The following is a 20,522-nucleotide window of genomic DNA, read 5'->3' as shown; positions in this document are numbered from 1 at the left end:
CCAGTTTTAATCTTTACGCTAAATTGCAATGCCGATATTAGTTTGCCCATCAGCAACAGCCTGTTGTTTAAGCGCTTTCACACTGTCACTGCTGATACGGCCCATATTCTCTACGAATTCAATTAACTCACTTAACACGTCAATTTCATACTGCATGTAAGGGTGTTCACGAACCAGTTTGTTTTCAGGCTCTAGTCCTTCGCTTTCAATCAATAGCTCGACATAACGCGCAACTGTTGCTTGCGAAATTTTCGCAACGCTCACAAACTCATGCTCATCTTTGACCATAAGACCATGAATTAAGCCAAGTAAAGCGGTTGCGGCATCAATGGCTGGGTAAGTCCCGAACATCGGATAATCGTTTAGTTCTGGCACATTTGGTTCGATTTTCTCAACTTGTTTCTCTAAGCTGATCTTGCTTTTTGGTAATAGGATTTTTTCCCAACACACATTTAACGCACTGCGTAACGTACTGGCGTCGCCAAATTCTGTGGCCTCGCTGAACAATTCGTAGTTAGGTAGCATACGTTCTAACACTGCTGCAGCCAGCACTGCCTTTTGTAAATAATTTAACTCTCTAATTCGCTGAAAGTTATTCGCTTTACTCATAATCTTTTCCACATTGCCAGCATGCTTGAAATGCTGGCCCATTAAATTCGTCACACTGCGGACATTGCCATTCAGTGTCTTTTTCTTGTTGTTGGTAGTTTACCAATAATTCCTGCGCTTGGCGCAATTTTATCTTGTAAACCCATACAGAAACTTTTGCCTGATCTAGCGGAATTTCTCCAAGTGCCCCTTGTAAAGCCTCCCCTTTAAGTAATACATCTATATTTGCTTGCTCTAAGAACCCTTTTACCAAATGGGCTTCAATCACATTATCTGAGGTAAAAACTTCACACCACTGCCAAGAATTATCTGTCATAATAAACTTTGAAAAGACCTAAAACATTAAGAATGCAATGACACTTACAACACCTGCACTGTTATTTCCTGCCATCTCGTTATTACTATTAGCTTATACCAATCGGTTTTTAGTGCTAGCGCAATTAATTAGAGAGCTCAATGCAAGAGAAGGAAAGACAAATCGACCTGTCGTTTTGGCACAAATCGACAATTTAAAAAAGCGCATAAAGTTAATTCGTGCCATGCAGGTCTGGGGCGTTTTTTCTTTTTTACTCTGTACGCTCTCTATGTTTAGTCTTTTTATCGAACAACAGTTACCCGGCATTATCTTATTTGGTGTGAGTTTGTGTTGTTTGACTTTATCTTTGATTATTTCACTCTACGAGATACATATCTCTTGTGATGCCATTGAAATAGAATTGCAAAATATAGAAAAAAAGCCCACTGATTAAGCAAGCTCGACTTTTCCTGTCTATACTCACTCTGAGTGAGTGTGGCTAGGGTGAAGTGTGAATAATTTCCTATTTTCAGACGAAAATTTAAATCAAGAACACGAATCAACCAGTAATAATGAAGATTATTGGGACATACTTGTTGTTGATGATGAAGAAGATATTCATCAAGTAACAAAATTAGTGCTTTCAGGCTTTGAATTTGAAGATAAAGCACTCAGGTTTCATCACGCCTATTCTGCAAAAGAAGCGATGGATTTATTAAACCAACAAGAAAATATATCCGTTGGTTTGATTGACGTTGTTATGGAAAGCAATCATGCAGGCTTAGACCTGATAAAATACATCCGCCAAGATATCGGCAATCATGATATCCGCCTGATATTAAGAACTGGTCAGCCAGGTGAAGCACCTGAAGAAGCAGTGATCCGTGATTACGATATCAATGATTATAAAAACAAGACCGAGCTAACCGCGGTTAAACTAAAGACTCTGCTGTACTCTGCACTTCGTTCCCACCGTGACATTCAAACAATCGGTAAGCATAAAGCTGGACTTGAGCGCATTATTGATGCTTCAGGATCATTTTTAAGATGTAATAGTGTTCGAGAGTTTGCCTCAACAATTCTTTCCCATGTTTCAGACGTAATGGGGATCTCTTCAAGTGATATCTACTGCGCCGCGGCTGTAAACAGCCAAGATGCACACGCTGAACATTTCAGGCTACTCGCTGCATCGGGCGAAGGGGTTGAACCAAATACAGAAGCGATCCCACACAATGTGAAACAGCTGTTTATGGAAACCCATAACAAAAAGCACTCGCATCAAACTGAGTTTGAATATATTGGTTATTTCCCATCACAAGAAGGCAGCGAGACCATGCTGTATGTCAGCAAAGATTCAGCATTACAACAGACTGATAGGCAATTACTGGCTTTTTTTGCCAATAATATTGCGATGGCCTATGACAATATTAGATTACGAGAAACAGTCAGAGAATCTCAAAAAGAGCTGTCTTATATTCTTGGTGAAGCGGTAGAGAAACGCTCTAAAGAAACAGGTTCACACGTCAAACGCGTTGCCAATTACAGCCAACTACTTGCCAAGCTATATGGCTTAAATGAATACCAATCTGAAATCATCAAGCTCGCATCACCTTTACATGACATCGGAAAAATAAGTATTCCCGACAGTATTTTAAATAAACCCGGCAAACTCGATGACAATGAATGGGAGATTATGCAGACACATGCAAAAGTAGGGTACGAGATCCTCCATAATTCAAGTAATGAAATTCTCAAATGCGGTGCAATAATCGCCTACCATCATCATGAAAAATGGGATGGTAGTGGTTACCCACAAGGCTTAGAAGGTGAGCAAATAGACATTGTCGGTCGAATTACCGCACTGGCTGATGTATTTGATGCTTTAGGCAGCGATCGATGCTATAAACCAGCTTGGCCTTTAGAAAAAGTTATTTCACTGATACAATCGGAAAAAGGTAAACATTTTGACCCCAAACTCGTTGATTTATTTATAAATAACCTAGATGAGTTTATTTTTATTAGAGATAGCTACCCAGACTAGCTGTTTGTAATTTTAATGTAAAAAAGTATTTCACCCTTATTGCATTTTGTATTACTATTGGGTAAATACACAGTTCTAAAAGAACCGTTGAAATTAAAAGGAATTTCAAATGAGATTTGAACAACTTGAGCAATTTGTTGCTCTAGGCAATTTAAGACATTTTCGCCAAGCCGCTGAACAGACGAATATTAGTACTTCAGCCCTCACCCGTAGCATCCAAACTCTTGAAGATGAGATTGGTTGTGAGTTAGTTAAGCGCTCTACACGCTCTGTTCGTCTTACTGAACAAGGTGAGCTTTTCCTCACGTACTGTAAAGCAACTCTAAACGAGCTTGAAAATGCCAAAAAGAACATAAAACAGAGTTTATTTGGCAATGATCAAGATAAACTGGTTATTGGCTATACACAACAAATGAGCAGTGTTGTGCCTGTTGTTTGCGGGCAATTTTTAGCACACCACCCAAGCGTTAAAGTTGAAATGCAAATGCTTGACGAAACCGAGCTAACGAACAAGCTTCAGCTTGGAGAAATCGATATCAGTGTATGTATGCACTCCTCTGAATTAGCAAGCTCAGATATCTATATTCCTGATCAACTAATCATGTTTGTTGCGAGAAACCACCCCCTGCTTCAAAAAGACTCAGTCACTAGACAAGACCTAATGAATTACCCTATGTTTGGCTGCCTTTCTCAGTCAAGACAAGTACAGCACATGGTCAACGAAACAGCTGATAGCTTTAATAAAGTGACGTCGATGCGAGTTGGCAACATCAATGAAGTGCTTAGCAATATAAAAAATAGCGATTTATTTGCCATTGCTGGTATTGAACATTCTAAGCTAGTTGCTCAAGATCCTGAGGTTGTTTTGATCAAAACTAATAAAGATCTACCGACCGAGCAAGTTTTGGTTAGAACAAACCACACTCTCAGTGAAGACGCTAACATTAAAGAACTAGTTAGTTTGATTGAGAAGTTTGAACAAAGACAAACTATTAATGTTTAAACATTACTTAGACATAAAAAAACCTGCACTGAGCAGGTTTTTTATGTCTAGAGTCTTGTTCTACCAAAAAGAAAGTGCCAAACCCAGAAATATCAACAACCCCACATAGTGATTATTTAAAAACGCTCTAAAGCAGCTCTCTCTATTTCTGCCGTGGATCAGTTTTTGTTGATAAACGAGCAAACAAGCAGCAAATGCTAAACCCAGATAAGCCCAAAGCGTTGCTTCAATAGCTTGATAGATTAAGGTCATTATTACTAAAAATACGATGTTCAGTACCGCAATGATATGCCTGTCAAACTGACCAAATAACACAGCTGTCGACTTCACTCCTAGCTTTAAGTCATCGTCTCTATCGACCATGGCATACATAGTGTCATACGCCACAGTCCAAATTAGATTAGCTGCAAACAACCACCATGCAATCGCGGGGACTTGTTGTTGCGAGGCCATAAATGCCATTGGGATCGCCCAGCTAAAAGCGGCACCCAGCACCACCTGAGGTAAATGTGTATAACGTTTCATAAACGGATAGCAAGCAGCCAGTGCAAGTGCTCCAAACGACAACGCGATAGTTTGCCAATTCAGCGCCAATACCAAAGAAAACGCAACAACGATCAATAATGCAAACAGACTTAACGCTTCTCCCGCTAAAACTTTTCCGGTAGCTAGCGGACGGTTAGCTGTACGCTTTACCGAGCCATCAATCTTTCTATCAGCAAAGTCATTAATGACGCACCCAGCGCTGCGCATCACAAACACACCCAGTGAGAACACCAGTAAAAGATCCCAACTCGGCAGCCCATCATTTGCTAACCATAAAGCCCAGTAAGTAGGCCACAACAACAATAAGGTGCCAATTGGTTTGTCAGTGCGCATTAATTGCTTATAGGCATTAAAATTTTGCCATTTTAGGGCTTCAAGCTGCATCTAATACCTCAGGTAAAAATACTTCACACACCATCACATGGGCCTCTGATTGTGAAAAGATACGTCTTCTGGCAAAAATTGGCATACGGGTAATTTCGTTCCTATTCAACAGTTGAGCTAGCTCTTCACGAGACTCTACTTCAGCCATCTCTAATTCGGAACGCTGCCAGCGCTCATTTTGAAACAATACCTCGCCTAACGGGGTTTCTCCTAGCTGTTCTACACCTTTTTCACAGGCAGGAATGGAGATCCAGCTCTGAGCATAAACTTGAACAACCTCATCGCAATATAATAAAACCTCACGACAAATATAATCATGGACTGTATCTCCCCATAATTTTGCTGAAATTGGCTGTTCGTTCAAAACAACCACTTTGAAATCAGCACTTTTTTGCTTTAAACGTGCAGTGAGAGAGCCTGTATCACTTAACACAGGCTTTAAAGCAGCAGGTACAGAAAGTTCAGAGAGTGAACTTTGCCATGAAAAATCGATAGAAAGAGGATGCTTTAACAAAATAATATCTAACCCAGATTACAACCGAGACATCATAACATTGCTCAGTTCGCCAACAAAGTTCAGTCTTTGCTTTTTATTACTTGGTGGAAAAAGCGTAACCCTTGGCTAAAATAATCGGCAAATTTTTAGTCACTTTCTATACTTGTAACACACTCAACAGAGTATAATTTTTTTTAAAATACAGTTACAATCGCTTTCAAAGACAGTTATATAACAGGAACTTCACCCACTATGAAAATGCTCTCAAGCCTATTTGCATTATTACTACTGACATTTAGTAGTACATCAGTTCGAGCAGAAGCAAATGTGGGTTACTTTGGTTTTGAACCTGATATCATCACCAACTACATTGGCCAATCTAATAAAAAGCTCGGTTATATTCGCGTCACCGTAGATTTAATGCTCAATGATGTGAAGAATATTGCTATTGTAGAACACCATACGCCACTGCTTCGTGATGCAATAGTGCAAATCTTAAGTAAAGAGCCTGAAGAAACTATAAAGTCATTAACGGGTCGAGAAGAGATACGTCAGCGCTGTGCTGAGAAATTAAAGAAACTACTTAAAGATGAAACCGGTGAAGAGATTATTCGCGAAGTATTATTTACTAAATACCTTTACCACTAACCTCTTTTTGATTTGGGCAGTTGTAATGCAGCAATTGCCATTCCACTCAATAAGCCAAATAAATGCGCCCAGTTCGCCATACTAATAAACAACACATCAGCAAAGCCTAACACCATCCACACCAGCATAAAGCCGACGATTGGCTTAGTAATTAACTGCTTTTCTTCGGGCAATTTTGTGCTGTAGATCCATGCAAACCCAAGTAACGCATACACCACCCCACTTAATCCACCAAAGCGATTATCGACTAATAAATACTGCGCCCAATTGCTCACTAATGCAGAAATAAAAAACAGCAAAAATAAGCTCGAACTCCCGGCTTGCTTGATTATTTTATTCCCTAAATACAGCCACCAACTCAAATTAAAAATAAGGTGTAATGCGCCAAAATGAATGATGGCAGGCGTCAACCATGATACTGGCTCACTGGGATTAAACAGTAATTTATCTAGCCATGATTGTGGATTTTGTACCAAGAAGAAGCTGGCAAAAACCGAAATACAAACAATGAATGTGAGTTTTAAAAACCAATGCAACCCGACAAATCGCTTCGCAAGGTTTAAATCTTTGCCCATGTAGTTAAATTTTACTTGGGTATCACCTGTTTGCCATGAAGCCGCTAAATAACGTTCATGATAGGGGTTGGTTAGGAATTCTTGCCACAGCAGCGCTGCAAGCTCAGCATCTTGTTCAGACACCCACACTTGTGCAGTGCGGTTGTCTAAATAGGTCAACTTAACCTTGATACCCTGACTTTTAAAATAGTCAGCTGCGCCTTGCAAGGCTCTAGGCTCTGAGTGTTGACCTAATAAAATCATTGGCTCACAGATTCTGGTTGCTCAAGCGCCCACTGCGTAAACCCGCCGTCCATGCTATACACGTCTTCAAAGCCTTGCTCGATAAGATAATTAGCAGCACCTTGCGAACTCACCCCATGGTAACAAACCACAACGATTGGCTGCTCATAGTCTTTCTCAACCATAAATTGGCCGATGTTTGCATTTGATAAATGAATGGCGCCAGGCATGTGGCCAGCTGCGAAGGCATTTGGATCACGAATATCGGCAATAACGACATCATCGCGCTGCATAAGCGCTTTAGTTTGTGCAACTGAAATATGTTTAAACGGCATAAATTACTTCTCAAAAAAACAAAAAGGCGACATTTGCCGCCTTTAACACAAATGGAACTTTATTAGTCCCAGTTTAAGATCACTTTACCTGATTGACCAGAGATCATGGTATCGAAACCCGTTTGGAACTCATCAATATGGAACTGGTGCGTGATGATAGGATCAAGATTTAAACCTGATTGGATAAGGCTTGCCATCTTGTACCAAGTTTCAAACATTTCACGACCATAAATACCTTTGATCACTAAACCTTTGAAAATAACTTGGTTCCAATCAACCGCCATATCCGATGGTGGAATACCTAACATGGCAATCTTACCACCGTGGTTCATGTTGTTTAACATTGAGTTAAACGCCACTGGTACGCCTGACATTTCAAGACCAATGTCAAAGCCTTCAGTCATACCAAGCTCAGCCATCACATCTTCAAGCTTTTCTTCTGCCACGTTAACGGCACGTGTCGCACCCATCTTACGAGCAAGCTCTAGACGGTATTCGTTCACATCAGTGATCACCACGTGGCGTGCACCGACGTGCTTCGCTACAGCCGCAGCCATAATCCCAATTGGGCCTGCACCTGTGATCAATACATCTTCACCGACTAGGTCGAATGACAGAGCTGTGTGTACTGCATTACCAAATGGGTCAAAAATTGAAGCTAATTCGTCAGAAATATTATCTGGGATCTTAAATGCGTTATAAGCTGGAATAACTAGATACTCAGCAAATGAGCCTTCGCGGTTTACACCCACACCAATGGTGTTACGACATAAATGAACGCGGCCTGCACGGCAGTTACGACAATGACCACAAGTAATGTGGCCTTCACCAGATACACGGTCGCCAAGCTCGAAGCCACGAACTTCTTGGCCCATGCCAACCACTTCACCGACATATTCATGACCCACAACCATAGGCGTGGGGATGGTGTTTTGCGCCCACTCATCCCACTTATAGATATGAACGTCTGTGCCACAAATCGCGGTTTTACGAATTTTGATTAATAAGTCATTGTGCCCAACCTCTGGTTTTGGTGCATCTGTCATCCAAATCCCAGGTTCAGCTTTTAATTTCGATAATGCTTTCATTGTTACGTCCCAAGCAAAAAACAATTCGCCAGATCATACTTATGATTTGGCGAATTTCAGTATTAATAAGCGTATTGCTATTTAATAAATTTAGATGATACCTAGCTCTTTACCAATACGGGTAAAGGCATCAATTGCTTTATCTAGCTGCGCTCTTGTATGCGCCGCTGAAATTTGCGTACGAATACGTGCTTGGCCTTTTGGTACAACAGGGAATGAGAAGCCTGTTACATAAATACCTTCAGCTAGTAATTTATCAGCCATAGCCGCTGCTACTTTCGCATCACCTAACATTACAGGAATAATTGCGTGATCTTTACCTGCACAAGTGAAGCCAGCAGCTTCCATGTTTTCACGGAAGTAAGCCGCATTTTCCCAAAGCTGATCACGTAGTGCTTTACCGTCTTTTAGCATATCAAGTACAGCAATTGATGCTGTTACGATTGAAGGCGCTAAAGAGTTTGAGAATAAATAAGGACGTGAGCGCTGACGTAGCCAATCAATCACTTCTTTCTTACCAGACGTGTAACCACCTGACGCACCACCTAGTGCTTTACCTAAAGTACCTGTGATGATATCAACACGGTCAATCACGTTGCAGTATTCGTGTGTACCACGGCCGTTTTCACCCACGAAGCCAACAGCGTGAGAGTCATCAACCATCACAAGTGCATCGTACTTATCAGCTAAATCACATACAGCTTCCAAGTTACAAATAACGCCATCCATTGAGAACACGCCATCAGTCGCGATTAGTTTTGTTTTCGCGCCCGCTTCAGTTGCGGCAATGAGTTGCTCTTCAAGTGCAGCCATGTCGTTGTTTGCGTAGCGGAAACGCTTCGCTTTACATAAGCGCACGCCATCAATGATTGACGCGTGGTTTAATGAGTCAGAGATAATCGCATCTTCTGGGCCTAAAATTGTTTCGAATAAACCCGCATTTGCGTCAAAACAAGAAGAGTAAAGAATAGTATCTTCAGTTTGTAAGAACTCACTGACTTTTGCTTCTAGTGTTTTATGGATGTCTTGTGTACCACAAATGAAACGTACTGACGCTACACCAAAGCCATGGGCATCTAAGCCTGACTTAGCGGCTGCAATTAAGCTTGGGTGATTCGCTAAACCTAGGTAGTTGTTTGCACAGAAGTTAATTACTGAGTCACCACTTGCTACTGCAATTTCAGCCTGCTGAGAAGACGTGATAATACGCTCGCTTTTGTATAAGCCTTCTGCTTTTACCTGCTCTAGCTGCTCTTGTAGTTGACTATAAAATGCCGATGCTCTCATGTAGAGTCTCCAATAAATTGCACGGTGTGCCTGTTTTCACACAGTTTTTGTTGTCTGTTCATTGCGCTTTGAAATCGCAATAATTTTAAACAGGCGTATTGTAAGGGCTACGCACTATAAATGCACGGAGCCATTGTTCAAAAATTGAGGCGAATGTAAATGTTTATGAGATAAATGCAACCGTTTCTTTAATAGAAACACAGACTTGATCTGCTTCTGCTGCATCTTGCTCTGAAAAAGCTTGTCCTGAGTTGACTAAAATAGCCGTTTTAATACCCGCAGCACGAGCTGCTTGCACATCTGATACTTTATCGCCGATCATCACACTTTGCGACACATCAATGTCAAATGCATCAATACCTTGCTGCAACATACCCGGGTTTGGCTTACGACAATCACAGTCTTGCAAATATTCAGGTAACGCCTTTTTAGGGTGATGTGGACAAAAATACACCGCAGTTATTGGGCATTGCTGCTGCGCAAATTGTGCTTTCATCCACTCGGTCAGCCGATTAAATTGCGCTTCATCATAGTAACCACGGCCAATGCCCGATTGATTGGTCACTACAATTAAAATATAGCCTTTAGCGATAAAATCACGACAAGCGTCGAATACCCCATCGATAAATTCAAAATCTTCAATTTTATGCACATAGGCGTGATCGTGATTGATCACCCCATCTCTATCGAGAAAAACGGCTTTTTGTTTCGTTGTCATGATGATTATTAATTCGTTTAGTTTTAAGAATAAAAGGCTGTTAAATGAGGTTTTGCTCTTTGCAAACTCGGTCGAACATAGCTTGTACATCTGCCACGCTAATTTGCGACATCAAGGTTTTGCCTTTAACACGCGTCCCCCAAGGTAATTGTTCGGCACTTTTCTTAAACTGCGCTAGAAGGTTTTTATGATATACCTCAACCACATAGTCCTGATAAAGATAAGGGCCTGTGCGTGCAGGATTTGAATGAGCATATAAACCAATCACAGGCGTGCCCATGGTAACCGCCATATGCGCAGGACCAGTATCTGGTGCAATGACCAATTTAGCTTGCTCTAAAACACATACAAGTTGTTTCAAAGTGGTTTTACCAACCAGGTTTAATACTTCAAAATCTAAGTAAGAGATAATGTCTGCTGCCAGTTGGCGCTCCATATCTGTAGGGCCACCAGTGATCACCACATTAAAGCCTTTTTGTTTTGCATATTTGGCAATTTCAGCATAACGCTCTGGCAACCAATTACGCTCAGCTTTACTTGCAGCGGGGGAGATAACGAAGACATTTTCAAGCCCAGATAGTAACTCAGCGGCCACTTGCTTATCGTCATCACTTACTGGCATTTGCCAGGTTGGCTCGTAATGCGGCACACCAATGGCTTTAGCAAACCCCCTAAAACCTTCGAGTACGTGCGCTGATTTTTCAGCAGCAATACGCTTATTAGTAAATAAGAAGTGCCCTTCTTTGGCACGGTGCCAATCAAAGCCCACTTTGACTTTGGCAGGAATGCAACGAGCCGCAAGGTTTGCGCGAAGCGCCACTTGCATGTGCAGTAGCACATCAAACTGACGCCCTTTAAAGGTTTCTTTTAACTGTTTAAATGCCGCTTTACCTTGTTTTTTATCGAAAATAACAAACTCAATTCCTGGCATATCTTGTAATAACATGGCTTCGATTTTGCCCACCACCCAAGTGATTTTCGCCTCAGGGTAATGACGCTGAATAGCCTGTACGGCCGACACGGCATGACACACATCACCAATCGCCGACAAACGTAAAATACAAATATCTTTAGGAGTTGAAGATAAAACCACAACAGTCTCTTATGCTTGTAAAAATAGTTGGCAGCAGTTTAACGTAATTTATTATCTAGCCCAACTTGTTAAAGCAAACACCCTCACATCTCGAATCCTAAAGCCGTTTAGGTATATACTTAGCAAAAAACTGATTTAGAACTCTATGCGCGTCATTCATCCCTCTGCCAATACACATATTCTATTGCCCGATAACGTCCCTTTACCCGTTGAAGAAAACTGGTTCGAGCCTAGCTACTGGCAACAGCAAAACAAAGTCGTGGGTGAAAAAAAAGGCCGCGCTAAAACTTACTTTTTAAACTTAGGTGAGCAAATCGGTGTGTTACGCCATTATTGGCGTGGCGGCTTAGTGGGTAAGGTTTTATCAGATCAATATCTATTTGGCCGATTAGAAAACACCCGTACCTATCAAGAGTTTCAACTTCTGACACAATTAGAAGAATTAGGCTTGCCTGTATCAAAACCGATTGCTGCAAAAGTGCAGCGCAGCGGGCTTATTTACCGTGGCGATCTGATCACAGAAGCCGTTACTGGCGCGCAAAGTGTGCTCGACAAACTAAAACAAGCTCCTCTGACTGAGAGTGAGTGGCAAGCAACCGCAGAAACCTTAGCACGCTTTCATAACAAGGGCGTGTTTCACGCTGACTTAAATATCAATAACATCTTGTTTGACGAGCATGGCAAGGTTTTTCTAATCGACTTTGATAGAGGCGAAATCCGCAAGCCCTCTCAACAAACGGTTGAAAATAATATGACGCGTCTAAAACGTTCTTTTATAAAAGAATTAAACCGAAATACGGAGTTTTATTGGCAAGAAAGCGAGTGGGATGAGTTTTATGCGTTATATCGTTCATTTCTAACTATCTAGTAAAATTTCCTGAATCAAAAAAGAAAAACCCAAGCAAAAGCTTGGGTTTTTAATAAAAACTGTTCGTAGATTAATTACTTTGAATTTTCTTAATCACATTTGAGGTTGAGCAACCATTCACAAATTCTAGTACTTCAACAGTGCCGCCATTTGCTAGGACAAAATCAGCACCAGCGATTTCTTCAACTTTGTAATCACCGCCTTTGACTAATACATCAGGCTTTACTTGCTCGATAAGTTTTGCAGGTGTGTCGTTTTCTTCTACCGCACCGAATGGGATCACCCAATCAACTGACGCGAGTGCACCAATTACAGTCGCACGTTCATCTAATGGATTAATAGGGCGCTCAGGGCCTTTCAGACGACTGATTGAAGCATCGTTATTTAAACCGACAACCAGCTTGTCACCTCGCGCTTTAGCCTGCGCTAAATAACGTACGTGGCCAGCATGTAAAATATCAAAACAGCCGTTCGTGAAGACAATTTTCTCGCCGCGCTGACGAGCAAGCTCAATATGATGCAAGATTTCTTGCGTCGGTGCTTGATATTGCTCACCGGTTTCACGTAAGTATTGAGTCAGTTTTGCTGATAGCTCTTCTGGTGATACTGTTGCAGCACCCAATTTCGCAACCACTAACCCAGCCGCAATATTGGCAATTTCAACTGCTTGTTTGGCTGGCATGCCTGTACCAAGCATCACAGCAAGCGTTGCTATTACCGTATCGCCTGCACCGGTTACATCAGAGACTTCTAATACTTGCGCCGCAAAATCATGTTTTTCACTAGGTGTGATCAAAGACATGCCCTGCTCAGAGCGAGTCAGTAACATGGCGCCAATGCCACAATCGGCAATGATCTTACGCGCACAATCAGCAAGTACTTGCTCATCTCCTTTAATGCCACCCGCAGCTGTGTATTCATTAAGATTCGGAGTAATAAAATCTGCACCACGATAATCGGCAAGTTGTTTAGATTTAGGGTCTACTAAAACGGTTTTGCCAGCCACTTTTGCTACTTGGATCATCTCGCTGATTTTCGCCAATGATCCCTTGTTATAGTCTGAGAAAAGCACCACATCGAAGTCATCAACAATCTCAGTTAGTTTTTGCAACAATAGCTCAGAATGTGACTCAAGGAAGGTCTCTTCTAAATCGAGACGCACAACTTGCTGATGACGGCTAATCACACGCATTTTAGCGATAGTTGGCGCATCATCTTGGGTAATAAGCTGAGAGTTGATTTTCTCGTTTTTTAGTAATGTTTGCAATGAGCTGCCGTTGTCATCATTACCAATAATACCCAGTAAACTTACTTGGCCATCTAAGTACGCGATGTTCTTGGCAACGTTGGCCGCACCACCGGCCTTATCTTCAAGCTTGCTCACTTTAACAACGGGCACTGGTGCTTCTGGTGAAATACGGCCAGTGTCACCATGCCAGTATCTGTCGAGCATCACATCACCAACGACCAGAATTTTAGCTTGTGATAGCTTTTGAAAATAACTTAAATCCATTATTCGCCTTTCTCAATCGCTAAATCAATGGCTTCACATAACCAGTGACCGATAAACATATGTGCTTCTTGAATGCGCGCCGTTTCATCATTGGCAATGATAATTGGTAGGTTAGCAATATCTTTTACTAAACCACCTTCACGGCCTGTTAGTGCTACCGTGTATGCGCCAATCTCATTTGCAGCTTGAAGTGCTAAATTAATGTTTGGACTCGTGCCAGACGTCGTTAAACCAATCACCACATCTTCAGGTTTACATAAAGCTTGGATCTGACGTTCAAAAACCGTGTCGAAGTGATAGTCGTTTGAGTGCGCGGTTAAAATAGAGGTATCTGTTGTTAATGCAATTGACGCTAAAGGGCCACGCTCTAATTTATAACGCACAACAAATTCAGCCGCTAAATGCTGTGCATCAGCCGCGCTACCGCCATTACCACACCAAATTACTTTACCACCAGACTTTAGCGCTTTTTGACAAGCGACTAAAAGCTGCATCGCTTCACTTTGGTATTTATCTACTGTTGCAAACAGCGCTCTGTGGCGCTCAAGGCTTGCTAAAAAACTGTTTTCAAGCATGTTGTCTTTTTTAATATCTTGCGACATGTGCGTTCCTACTTTTCCCGCTGTTGTCATTAATTCATTTTCTTACTGCTGGTCTACCAGTATACATTGACCGCTAACCAAGTATAGTTTTCACCAAATACGTCTTTACCTAAGGTTAGTGTGGTTTCTAAGCGTTTGTCATCATAGGCTTGGTTATAACCAAGTTTCAGCTCTTTTGATGAATAATACTGGTCATTCTGAAAGCCATGGTTATTGATGTAACCACTTCGATTTTCAATTTTCATAAATTGAACTGTCCAAAGTGCATCATCATTACTCAAATAAGAGGCCTGTAGAGTGTCAATTTTACTTGGTACACTGTCTCCAAAATTTCTTCTATCAGCAGCAAAGTGGCCTACAACAGAGCCTTTGATAGAATTCCCCTGTTTCGGATAAATCCAATTTACATACCACTCACTATGCATGTTGGTATGTTCGTATCGTAACGTCATGCGCTCTGTTAATTGTGGTAGAAAAACGCCAAAACTGTTTACAACATTACCGAACTGGTAGTTTTTGTGCTCTCTTGTATCCTCGCCACCAGTTTCAATGTACCACTCAACAGGAAAGATCCAATTTGTACTAAACGAGCTTGTAATTGTCGCCCATTGATCACCCAATTCATTATCCGGCCCGCCAGCCAATGCTGAATTATCATTCCCCGCTGGGTCAAAATACGCCTTAAACACATCTTTCATCGATACTTTTCTAGGCCCACCGCCGAACTGCATCATGCGGTTCACGCCAATTTTCCAGCCATCAATTGGCTCAATCGATAAATGCGTACCGGCAAGTTTTGGCGTACCACTATGCAAAGTACCTTGATACAAGATGCCCTTTTCAACATGCTCTAATTTTGAATAAAAAAGCTCAAAATCAAAGTTCCACCAATTCTGTAATGGCGCGTTTAAACCCAATGATACAGATAAGGGCGCTTGAGCGTTATTCGAGTATACTTGGCCAAATGTTTTAAATGGCGAGAACCAATGCTCTTTATAACCTAAATTCAGCTGTAAGTTATCACCGCCTAACGCATAGAAGCTGTTATAAGCTACCAACTTACCTTGCTCAACACGATACTCGGCACCTAGTTGCATTAAACTATGTTCACCACCGCGCCAAATACCATCAAAAGACACTTCGGCATACTCGCTTGAGCTGTTACTGCGATCGTTAGCCAGTTTAACTTCAGCGCCAGAATCCGCTCTAAGCTTTACGCCCATGCGCGTGACTGCATCTCGGCTCATATAAGGCTGAATACCTGATAGAATCTGCGCATGCAGGTCTGGATTTGATTGTTTAATTTGTCTAAGGGCAATTTGCACATCATAAATGCGATACGGCTTCGCCATTGGCGTGCCTGTTGAGATGGCAAACATTCTGTCGATTTGATGCTCTAGTACTGGATGTTTACCTAATGGTAAATACGCGGTCGGCGCAGCCATCGCTTGACCTGCGATACCCAAAGCCGCAGCAAATAAGGTTGAAAATAGCTTTAACTTCATAATTCAATTCTTCTCTAATGAACTTGCCATAGTAACAAATTCAATAAACAGGAGCACGACCCTAAACTGTTTAAATTTGTTAATTCGTTTTCATAAGCGATTGAGCGGGTTAAAATGCCAGTTATTTACTTAATTCAATAATAACGGTTGGTTATGGCGCGCTTTTTATATTCGTTGTTTTTATACGCATTCAGCCCTCTCATTGTGTTTTACCTTTATATAATTCGAGGCAAGAGAAATGCGGGCTACCGTGAATTTTTTACTGAGCGATTTGCGTTTGGTTTAAAAAAATTGCCTAAGAAAGCAGTTGTGTTTCATTGTGCTTCTGTCGGTGAAGTCTTGGCAGCAGCTCCGCTCATAAAAGCGTTCAAAGCTGAAAACCCTACTCAAGCGATTATCGTTACCTGCAATACCCCTACAGGCCGTTCGCAAATAAAAAATAGCCTGCCCGATACACCGCTGTGCTATTTGCCTATCGACTTTTGGGGTGCCAGTAAACGCTTTATAAAAACATTAACTCCAATACAGCTTGTTGTGCTTGAAACTGAGCTTTGGCCAAATTTATTTGCCGCAGCTCATGCGAAAAATATTGCTGTCAATGTTGTTAATGCTCGCCTGTCAGAAAAGTCACTACAGGGTTATCAAAAAGTACTCCCCCTTGCCAATGACATCATGAACCACATTACTACATTAGCGAGTCACAACGAAGAAGATGCTAAACGCTTCTTACAGCTAGGGCTTAACAAAGAAAAAGTCACAGTAACTGGCTCAATTAAATTCGATATTAATATCGATGAAGCAGCCAAAACGACTGTCGCTGAATTCAAAAAGTGTTTCAATCGCAGCAAAATTTGGGTTGCCGGTTCGACCCACCCTGGTGAACATGAACAAGTTCTCGCGGCCCACCAACAAGTGCTTGAAACCCATCCTAATGCGCTACTGATTATTGCACCTCGACACCCTGAGCAATTTGCCAAAGTTTCAGAACTCCTCAAAGAATCAAACTTGTTGTTTTCTAAGCGCTCAGGTGAATTTAACCCGAACAGCCAAGTTTTATTGGCTGATACTTTAGGTGAACTAAAGTACTTGTTTGGTAGCGCAAACATTGCCTACATTGGCGGCAGCTTAATCGAACGCGGTGGTCACAACCCATTAGAAGCAGCGGCATTTTCAGTAGGCACATTAACAGGCCCTCATGTCTATAATTTTGCCCATATTTACCCTGATTTAGCGGCACACCAAGGCTGTATTACCGTACATTCTAGTAACGAATTAGCGGAGCATATAAATAGACTTTTCAGCAGCCCTAGTGATTGTGCAGAACTCGGTGCAAATGCCCTTGCCTGCTTGCAAAAAAATCAGGGCGCGATAGCCAAAACCGTTAACTTAATCAGCACACATCTTTCTTAATTTATCGAGCAATATTTTATGACAACTGAACACACCTTAATTACCCAAGCCATGCAAAATTGGGTTAAAAGCGTCATTGTAAAATTCAACTTTTGTCCGTTTGCTCGCAAAGAAGTCGAAGCAAATACCATCGCCTATATTGTCTCAGAAGACGAAAAACACGAAGACGCGGTGATGACCATGCTTGAACAACTGGCACATTTAGACGCGCATCCAGAAGTAGAAACTACCCTGCTTATTTTTGCTGAAGGGTTTAAAGATTTTGATAGTTACTTAGACTTAGTCGACCTTGCTAACGCACTTCTAGCTGCACAAGGCTATGAAGGTAAATATCAAATCGCTCACTTCCACCCAGACTATGAGTTTGCCGACAGCGAACCGGGCGATGCTGCCAATTACACCAATCGTGCGCCTTACCCAACACTGCACCTTATTCGTGAGGAAAGCATGGCCGAAGCACTGGCAAATTACGACGACCCAGAAAGCATCCCTGAAAACAATATTCGTCTTGCTCGACGCAAAGGTGAAGCATTCTGGCAGCAACTTTTGACTAACTGCCATAAATCTTAAACTGTAGATATCAGCTTCAAAATATTACTTTTGATTGGCTTTTAACAAAGGCATAAAAGTCAATCAAGCTCAGTAAAACTCAATACCATAGTATTTTTATATTGCTGTTCAGGCTGAACTAGAATGCTATCAAACTGCTCATGATTTAATGCATCAGGGTAATTATGTAGCTCTAAACACACGCCTGAGTAGGGCGCAAACGGGGCTGATAGAAATCCCCCCGTATAGCATTGCAGGCCATTTTGGTCGCTAAAAACACTCAGTCGCACGCCATTATTTTTTGATACCAGTTGTGCCACTAATCTCATACCTAGAGGCGCTTTGTGAAACACATAGTAATGATCTAGGTCTCTAGTCTGCTGCAACGATTTAGGCTCGCGAAAATCAAACCTTAATGCCGTTGATTCGCTCTCATCAACTTTAAGTAGTTTTCCGGTTGGAATATTGTCAGCATCTTTTTCAAGCACTGACTCAGCATCAATACACAGCTCAAGTGCTGAAACAGAACGCTCTGCTAAGTTAAAGTAGGCATGATTAGTAAAATTAAGCGGCGTGGTTTTATCGGTATTTGCACAAATATCAATTGTGAGTTTGTTGTCTTCAGAAAGGCTATAAGTGACTTGAATATTCACATTGCCAGCAAAGCCATTATCGCCATCCGGTGATGTAAGTGTCAGCGTCACTGATGATGGCGACTGTTCAGCGATGTGCCAAAACCGCTTATCAATGCTCTGCTCTCCGCCATGCAAACAATGCTCACCCTCATTTTGAGAATATTGATAGGTTTGCCCATCATAACTAAAACGGCCTCGACCAATCCGGTTTGCAACTCGCCCGCAAATAGCACCGACATAAAATGGGTCATCAAAAAACTGAGTTTCATCTTGATAGCGCATGAGCATTTCTTGGGGCCCATTAAAAGTGGGAAAGCTAATAGAACACAAGCGCGCACCAAAGTCAGATACCACAACCTGCATGCCATTGTTGTTTTTAAGGGTAATTAAAGTTTGTTTCATGAGTTAATGTATATAAAGAGAACAGCAGGAAATTCACTGAAAAGTGAAGAACCTGCTGCTTATAAAAGAAATGACGGTTACCACCAAGTAGCGTAGAGAGCGATTAAGATCACCACCACACCTAAAGCGGCCACATTGAATCCCGTTTTAGTTACAAAACTAACATCACTAAGTTGCACGCATTTTGATGAACCTTGAGAGCCACGCTCATGTGCATTAAACAGTTTCGAGACCACAAAACACAGCAGTAAACACAACACAAACACTAATCCAACACGGTCCATGAAAGGTAAGCTTGGCATAGCAAACTTCAAACTTAATGAGAACAGCGCAGAGCCAAACGCTGCAGCCAGTGCACCATTGGCGGTGGTGCCTTTGTAAAACATGCCCATCACAAAGATAACCACAATACCCGGGGTAAAGAACCCTGTGAATTCTTGAATGTACTGGAAAGCCTGCTCAAATTGACCCAACAGAGGCTTTGCAACTAACAGTGCCACCATTAAAGCCAACAAAGCCGTGACACGCCCAACATTCACATAATGAGATTGGCTTTTTTCAGCATGGAGCTTTTTATAAATATCCATGGTGAAAATTGTCGAAATACTATTGGTCATCGATGCCAAAGACGACACAATCGCCGCCACTAACGCGGCAAATACCAAGCCTTTTATTCCCACAGGCATAAGCGACATCATTGACGGATAAGCTTTATCTGGGGCGGTTAAATCAGGATATAACACCACAGCAGCAATGCCCGGCAGTACTACAATCAAGGGCATCAATAATTTTAAATACGCCGCAAAGGCAATGCCTTTTTGCGCTTCGTTTAAGTCTTTTGCCGCCAGAGCTCTTTGAATAATGTATTGATTAAACCCCCAATAACTAAAGTTCATCACCCACATGCCACCAATTAATACCGACAACCCAGGTAAACTCATATAATGTGCGTTATCAGGTGATAAGATCATGTCAAAGTGCGTTGGAACTTGTTCAGTTAGCACACCAAAACCAGCCAGCACCCCTTGCCCGTCAGATACCGCATCGAGCGCCAAATAACTTAAAAATAACCCGCCAAATACCAGCAGGGTGACTTGCAGAATGTCGGTAAAGGCCACGGCTTTTAACCCGCCATAAAGCGAATACGCCACAGAAAACACCACTAAAAATATCATGCCATATAAGGCATCAACCCCAGCGACAGTTTCAATCGCAAGACCGCCGAGCCATAGCACCGCGGTTAAATTCACAAACACATAAACGGCCAACCAAAACACCGCCATAGTGGTTTTTACGCGGTCATCGTAACGCTGCGCTAAATACTGCGGCATGGTATAAATTTGCTGTTTTAAGAATATCGGCAGCATATATTTACCGACTAAAATAAGTGTGATCGCCGCCATCCATTCATAAGATGCAATCGCCAACCCCATGGCATATCCAGAGCCAGACATACCTATGATCTGCTCGGCCGAAATATTTGACGCAATCAGTGACGCGCCTATCGCCCACCAAGGTAATGCCTTAGAAGCTAAAAAGTAATCTTCGGTATTGGCACCTTCTTTTTTCTCGCTGCGGGAGATCCATAGCGCAATCGCCAGCAAGCCGAGTACATAAGCGCTAAAAACAGCAATATCTGTGCTGTGTAAACTAATATTCATGATGTTCCTCGTTATTCTTTTTCTAATTTCTTGAGTT

General features: G+C 41.8%; 22 protein-coding genes. 7 read left to right on the top strand and 15 right to left on the bottom strand.

The window, feature by feature from the left end:
- Positions 1 to 18 precede the first annotated feature (18 nt).
- Both AC1HJP_RS12495 and AC1HJP_RS12490 read right to left on the bottom strand, forming a co-directional pair.
- On the bottom strand, positions 19 to 609 hold the full coding sequence (locus AC1HJP_RS12495) for a YjaG family protein (RefSeq protein ID WP_480362111.1): 591 nt from the start codon (positions 607 to 609) through the stop codon (positions 19 to 21).
- The gene (locus AC1HJP_RS12490; RefSeq protein ID WP_480362110.1) at positions 602 to 925 is read right to left on the bottom strand and encodes a putative signal transducing protein; all 324 of its coding nucleotides are present in this window, start codon (positions 923 to 925) and stop codon (positions 602 to 604) included. Before AC1HJP_RS12490 ends, AC1HJP_RS12495 begins: the two co-directional genes overlap by 8 nt.
- Positions 926 to 962: 37 nt before the next feature.
- Here AC1HJP_RS12490 and AC1HJP_RS12485 point away from each other — a divergent pair, with 37 nt between their 5' ends.
- The 3 genes from AC1HJP_RS12485 to AC1HJP_RS12475 all read left to right on the top strand — a co-directional run bounded on the left by AC1HJP_RS12485 (position 963) and on the right by AC1HJP_RS12475 (position 3,948).
- Entirely contained in the window at positions 963 to 1,358 is a 396-nt protein-coding gene (locus AC1HJP_RS12485; RefSeq protein WP_138484149.1) for a DUF2721 domain-containing protein, read from the top strand.
- A gap of 57 nt (positions 1,359 to 1,415) precedes the next feature.
- Positions 1,416 to 2,945: a DUF3369 domain-containing protein gene (locus tag AC1HJP_RS12480; protein WP_480362109.1), complete on the top strand. Its 1,530-nt coding sequence runs from the start codon at positions 1,416 to 1,418 to the stop codon at positions 2,943 to 2,945.
- A gap of 109 nt (positions 2,946 to 3,054) precedes the next feature.
- Positions 3,055 to 3,948, top strand: coding sequence for a LysR family transcriptional regulator (locus AC1HJP_RS12475; protein WP_480362108.1), 894 nt, complete (start codon positions 3,055 to 3,057; stop codon positions 3,946 to 3,948).
- Positions 3,949 to 4,008: 60 nt separating this feature from the next.
- On the opposite strand, the gene ubiA is transcribed toward AC1HJP_RS12475, so the two are convergent.
- Both ubiA and AC1HJP_RS12465 read right to left on the bottom strand, forming a co-directional pair.
- A complete protein-coding gene (ubiA, locus tag AC1HJP_RS12470) occupies positions 4,009 to 4,878 on the bottom strand; it encodes a 4-hydroxybenzoate octaprenyltransferase (protein WP_480362107.1) in 870 nt (289 codons plus the stop codon).
- On the bottom strand, positions 4,868 to 5,392 hold the full coding sequence (locus tag AC1HJP_RS12465; RefSeq protein ID WP_421963736.1) for a chorismate--pyruvate lyase family protein: 525 nt from the start codon (positions 5,390 to 5,392) through the stop codon (positions 4,868 to 4,870). The genes ubiA and AC1HJP_RS12465 overlap by 11 nt, the downstream gene beginning before the upstream one ends.
- A 240-nt stretch (positions 5,393 to 5,632) precedes the next feature.
- On the opposite strand from AC1HJP_RS12465, the gene AC1HJP_RS12460 reads away from it, so the two are divergent.
- Positions 5,633 to 6,022: a flagellar basal body-associated protein FliL gene (locus tag AC1HJP_RS12460; protein ID WP_405127328.1), complete on the top strand. Its 390-nt coding sequence runs from the start codon at positions 5,633 to 5,635 to the stop codon at positions 6,020 to 6,022.
- Here AC1HJP_RS12460 and glpG read toward each other — a convergent pair.
- The 6 genes from glpG to AC1HJP_RS12430 all read right to left on the bottom strand — a co-directional run bounded on the left by glpG (position 6,019) and on the right by AC1HJP_RS12430 (position 11,340).
- Entirely contained in the window at positions 6,019 to 6,840 is an 822-nt protein-coding gene (gene glpG / locus AC1HJP_RS12455) for a rhomboid family intramembrane serine protease GlpG (RefSeq protein ID WP_480362106.1), read from the bottom strand. The genes AC1HJP_RS12460 and glpG overlap by 4 nt on opposite strands.
- Positions 6,837 to 7,154 carry a thiosulfate sulfurtransferase GlpE gene (gene glpE, locus AC1HJP_RS12450; RefSeq protein WP_480362105.1) on the bottom strand — a complete coding sequence of 106 codons (318 nt, stop codon included), beginning with the start codon at positions 7,152 to 7,154 and terminating at the stop codon, positions 6,837 to 6,839. Before glpE ends, glpG begins: the two co-directional genes overlap by 4 nt.
- Before the next feature lie 62 nt (positions 7,155 to 7,216).
- Positions 7,217 to 8,242, bottom strand: coding sequence for an L-threonine 3-dehydrogenase (gene tdh, locus AC1HJP_RS12445; RefSeq protein WP_058028994.1), 1,026 nt, complete (start codon positions 8,240 to 8,242; stop codon positions 7,217 to 7,219).
- 90 nt (positions 8,243 to 8,332) lie between these two features.
- On the bottom strand, positions 8,333 to 9,529 hold the full coding sequence (locus AC1HJP_RS12440; protein WP_480362104.1) for a glycine C-acetyltransferase: 1,197 nt from the start codon (positions 9,527 to 9,529) through the stop codon (positions 8,333 to 8,335).
- 163 nt (positions 9,530 to 9,692) lie between these two features.
- A complete protein-coding gene (gene gmhB / locus AC1HJP_RS12435; protein WP_480362103.1) occupies positions 9,693 to 10,247 on the bottom strand; it encodes a D-glycero-beta-D-manno-heptose 1,7-bisphosphate 7-phosphatase in 555 nt (184 codons plus the stop codon).
- 40 nt (positions 10,248 to 10,287) lie between these two features.
- Positions 10,288 to 11,340: a glycosyltransferase family 9 protein gene (locus tag AC1HJP_RS12430; RefSeq protein ID WP_480362102.1), complete on the bottom strand. Its 1,053-nt coding sequence runs from the start codon at positions 11,338 to 11,340 to the stop codon at positions 10,288 to 10,290.
- 145 nt (positions 11,341 to 11,485) lie between these two features.
- Between AC1HJP_RS12430 and AC1HJP_RS12425 the strand changes: the two genes are divergently transcribed.
- The gene (locus AC1HJP_RS12425; RefSeq protein WP_480362101.1) at positions 11,486 to 12,208 is read left to right on the top strand and encodes a 3-deoxy-D-manno-octulosonic acid kinase; all 723 of its coding nucleotides are present in this window, start codon (positions 11,486 to 11,488) and stop codon (positions 12,206 to 12,208) included.
- A 70-nt stretch (positions 12,209 to 12,278) separates the two neighbouring features.
- Here AC1HJP_RS12425 and hldE read toward each other — a convergent pair whose 3' ends face one another.
- Genes hldE through AC1HJP_RS12410 form a run of 3 tightly spaced genes read right to left on the bottom strand, consistent with a single transcriptional unit; the run spans position 12,279 to position 15,828 of the window.
- Complete coding sequence (gene hldE / locus AC1HJP_RS12420; RefSeq protein ID WP_480362100.1) at positions 12,279 to 13,721, bottom strand: bifunctional D-glycero-beta-D-manno-heptose-7-phosphate kinase/D-glycero-beta-D-manno-heptose 1-phosphate adenylyltransferase HldE; 1,443 nt, start codon at positions 13,719 to 13,721, stop codon at positions 12,279 to 12,281.
- Complete coding sequence (locus tag AC1HJP_RS12415; RefSeq protein ID WP_404391190.1) at positions 13,721 to 14,323, bottom strand: D-sedoheptulose-7-phosphate isomerase; 603 nt, start codon at positions 14,321 to 14,323, stop codon at positions 13,721 to 13,723. Before AC1HJP_RS12415 ends, hldE begins: the two co-directional genes overlap by 1 nt.
- A gap of 53 nt (positions 14,324 to 14,376) precedes the next feature.
- Positions 14,377 to 15,828 carry a capsule assembly Wzi family protein gene (locus tag AC1HJP_RS12410; protein ID WP_480362099.1) on the bottom strand — a complete coding sequence of 484 codons (1,452 nt, stop codon included), beginning with the start codon at positions 15,826 to 15,828 and terminating at the stop codon, positions 14,377 to 14,379.
- 153 nt (positions 15,829 to 15,981) lie between these two features.
- Here AC1HJP_RS12410 and waaA point away from each other — a divergent pair, with 153 nt between their 5' ends.
- Positions 15,982 to 17,238 (top strand): lipid IV(A) 3-deoxy-D-manno-octulosonic acid transferase, encoded by a 1,257-nt coding sequence (gene waaA, locus AC1HJP_RS12405; RefSeq protein WP_480362098.1) that lies wholly within the window; start codon positions 15,982 to 15,984, stop codon positions 17,236 to 17,238.
- A gap of 18 nt (positions 17,239 to 17,256) precedes the next feature.
- Positions 17,257 to 17,808, top strand: a complete 552-nt coding sequence (locus AC1HJP_RS12400) for a DUF1415 domain-containing protein (RefSeq protein ID WP_480362097.1) — start codon at positions 17,257 to 17,259, stop codon at positions 17,806 to 17,808.
- A gap of 59 nt (positions 17,809 to 17,867) precedes the next feature.
- On the opposite strand, the gene AC1HJP_RS12395 is transcribed toward AC1HJP_RS12400, so the two are convergent.
- Both AC1HJP_RS12395 and AC1HJP_RS12390 read right to left on the bottom strand, forming a co-directional pair.
- The gene (locus tag AC1HJP_RS12395; protein ID WP_480362096.1) at positions 17,868 to 18,824 is read right to left on the bottom strand and encodes an aldose epimerase family protein; all 957 of its coding nucleotides are present in this window, start codon (positions 18,822 to 18,824) and stop codon (positions 17,868 to 17,870) included.
- 77 nt (positions 18,825 to 18,901) lie between these two features.
- Positions 18,902 to 20,485, bottom strand: a complete 1,584-nt coding sequence (locus AC1HJP_RS12390; RefSeq protein ID WP_480362095.1) for a sodium/sugar symporter — start codon at positions 20,483 to 20,485, stop codon at positions 18,902 to 18,904.
- Positions 20,486 to 20,522: the final 37 nt, after the last annotated feature.

The sequence above is a fragment of the Pseudoalteromonas sp. NFXS53 genome, assembly GCF_056629255.1.
The sequence above is the reverse complement of the archived record's forward strand: the minus strand, read 5'-3'. Positions and strand labels throughout refer to the sequence as shown.

Coding starts and splice junctions, on each gene's coding strand:
- AC1HJP_RS12495 (WP_480362111.1), bottom strand. CDS start 609: ATGAGTAAAGCGAATAACTTTCAGCGAATTAGAGAGTTAAATTATTTA.
- AC1HJP_RS12490 (WP_480362110.1), bottom strand. CDS start 925: ATGACAGATAATTCTTGGCAGTGGTGTGAAGTTTTTACCTCAGATAAT.
- AC1HJP_RS12485 (WP_138484149.1), top strand. CDS start 963: ATGACACTTACAACACCTGCACTGTTATTTCCTGCCATCTCGTTATTA.
- AC1HJP_RS12475 (WP_480362108.1), top strand. CDS start 3,055: ATGAGATTTGAACAACTTGAGCAATTTGTTGCTCTAGGCAATTTAAGA.
- ubiA (WP_480362107.1), bottom strand. CDS start 4,878: ATGCAGCTTGAAGCCCTAAAATGGCAAAATTTTAATGCCTATAAGCAA.
- AC1HJP_RS12460 (WP_405127328.1), top strand. CDS start 5,633: ATGCTCTCAAGCCTATTTGCATTATTACTACTGACATTTAGTAGTACA.
- glpG (WP_480362106.1), bottom strand. CDS start 6,840: ATGATTTTATTAGGTCAACACTCAGAGCCTAGAGCCTTGCAAGGCGCA.
- glpE (WP_480362105.1), bottom strand. CDS start 7,154: ATGCCGTTTAAACATATTTCAGTTGCACAAACTAAAGCGCTTATGCAG.
- tdh (WP_058028994.1), bottom strand. CDS start 8,242: ATGAAAGCATTATCGAAATTAAAAGCTGAACCTGGGATTTGGATGACA.
- AC1HJP_RS12440 (WP_480362104.1), bottom strand. CDS start 9,529: ATGAGAGCATCGGCATTTTATAGTCAACTACAAGAGCAGCTAGAGCAG.
- gmhB (WP_480362103.1), bottom strand. CDS start 10,247: ATGACAACGAAACAAAAAGCCGTTTTTCTCGATAGAGATGGGGTGATC.
- AC1HJP_RS12425 (WP_480362101.1), top strand. CDS start 11,486: ATGCGCGTCATTCATCCCTCTGCCAATACACATATTCTATTGCCCGAT.
- hldE (WP_480362100.1), bottom strand. CDS start 13,721: ATGGATTTAAGTTATTTTCAAAAGCTATCACAAGCTAAAATTCTGGTC.
- AC1HJP_RS12415 (WP_404391190.1), bottom strand. CDS start 14,323: ATGTCGCAAGATATTAAAAAAGACAACATGCTTGAAAACAGTTTTTTA.
- AC1HJP_RS12410 (WP_480362099.1), bottom strand. CDS start 15,828: ATGAAGTTAAAGCTATTTTCAACCTTATTTGCTGCGGCTTTGGGTATC.
- waaA (WP_480362098.1), top strand. CDS start 15,982: ATGGCGCGCTTTTTATATTCGTTGTTTTTATACGCATTCAGCCCTCTC.
- AC1HJP_RS12400 (WP_480362097.1), top strand. CDS start 17,257: ATGACAACTGAACACACCTTAATTACCCAAGCCATGCAAAATTGGGTT.
- AC1HJP_RS12395 (WP_480362096.1), bottom strand. CDS start 18,824: ATGAAACAAACTTTAATTACCCTTAAAAACAACAATGGCATGCAGGTT.
- AC1HJP_RS12390 (WP_480362095.1), bottom strand. CDS start 20,485: ATGAATATTAGTTTACACAGCACAGATATTGCTGTTTTTAGCGCTTAT.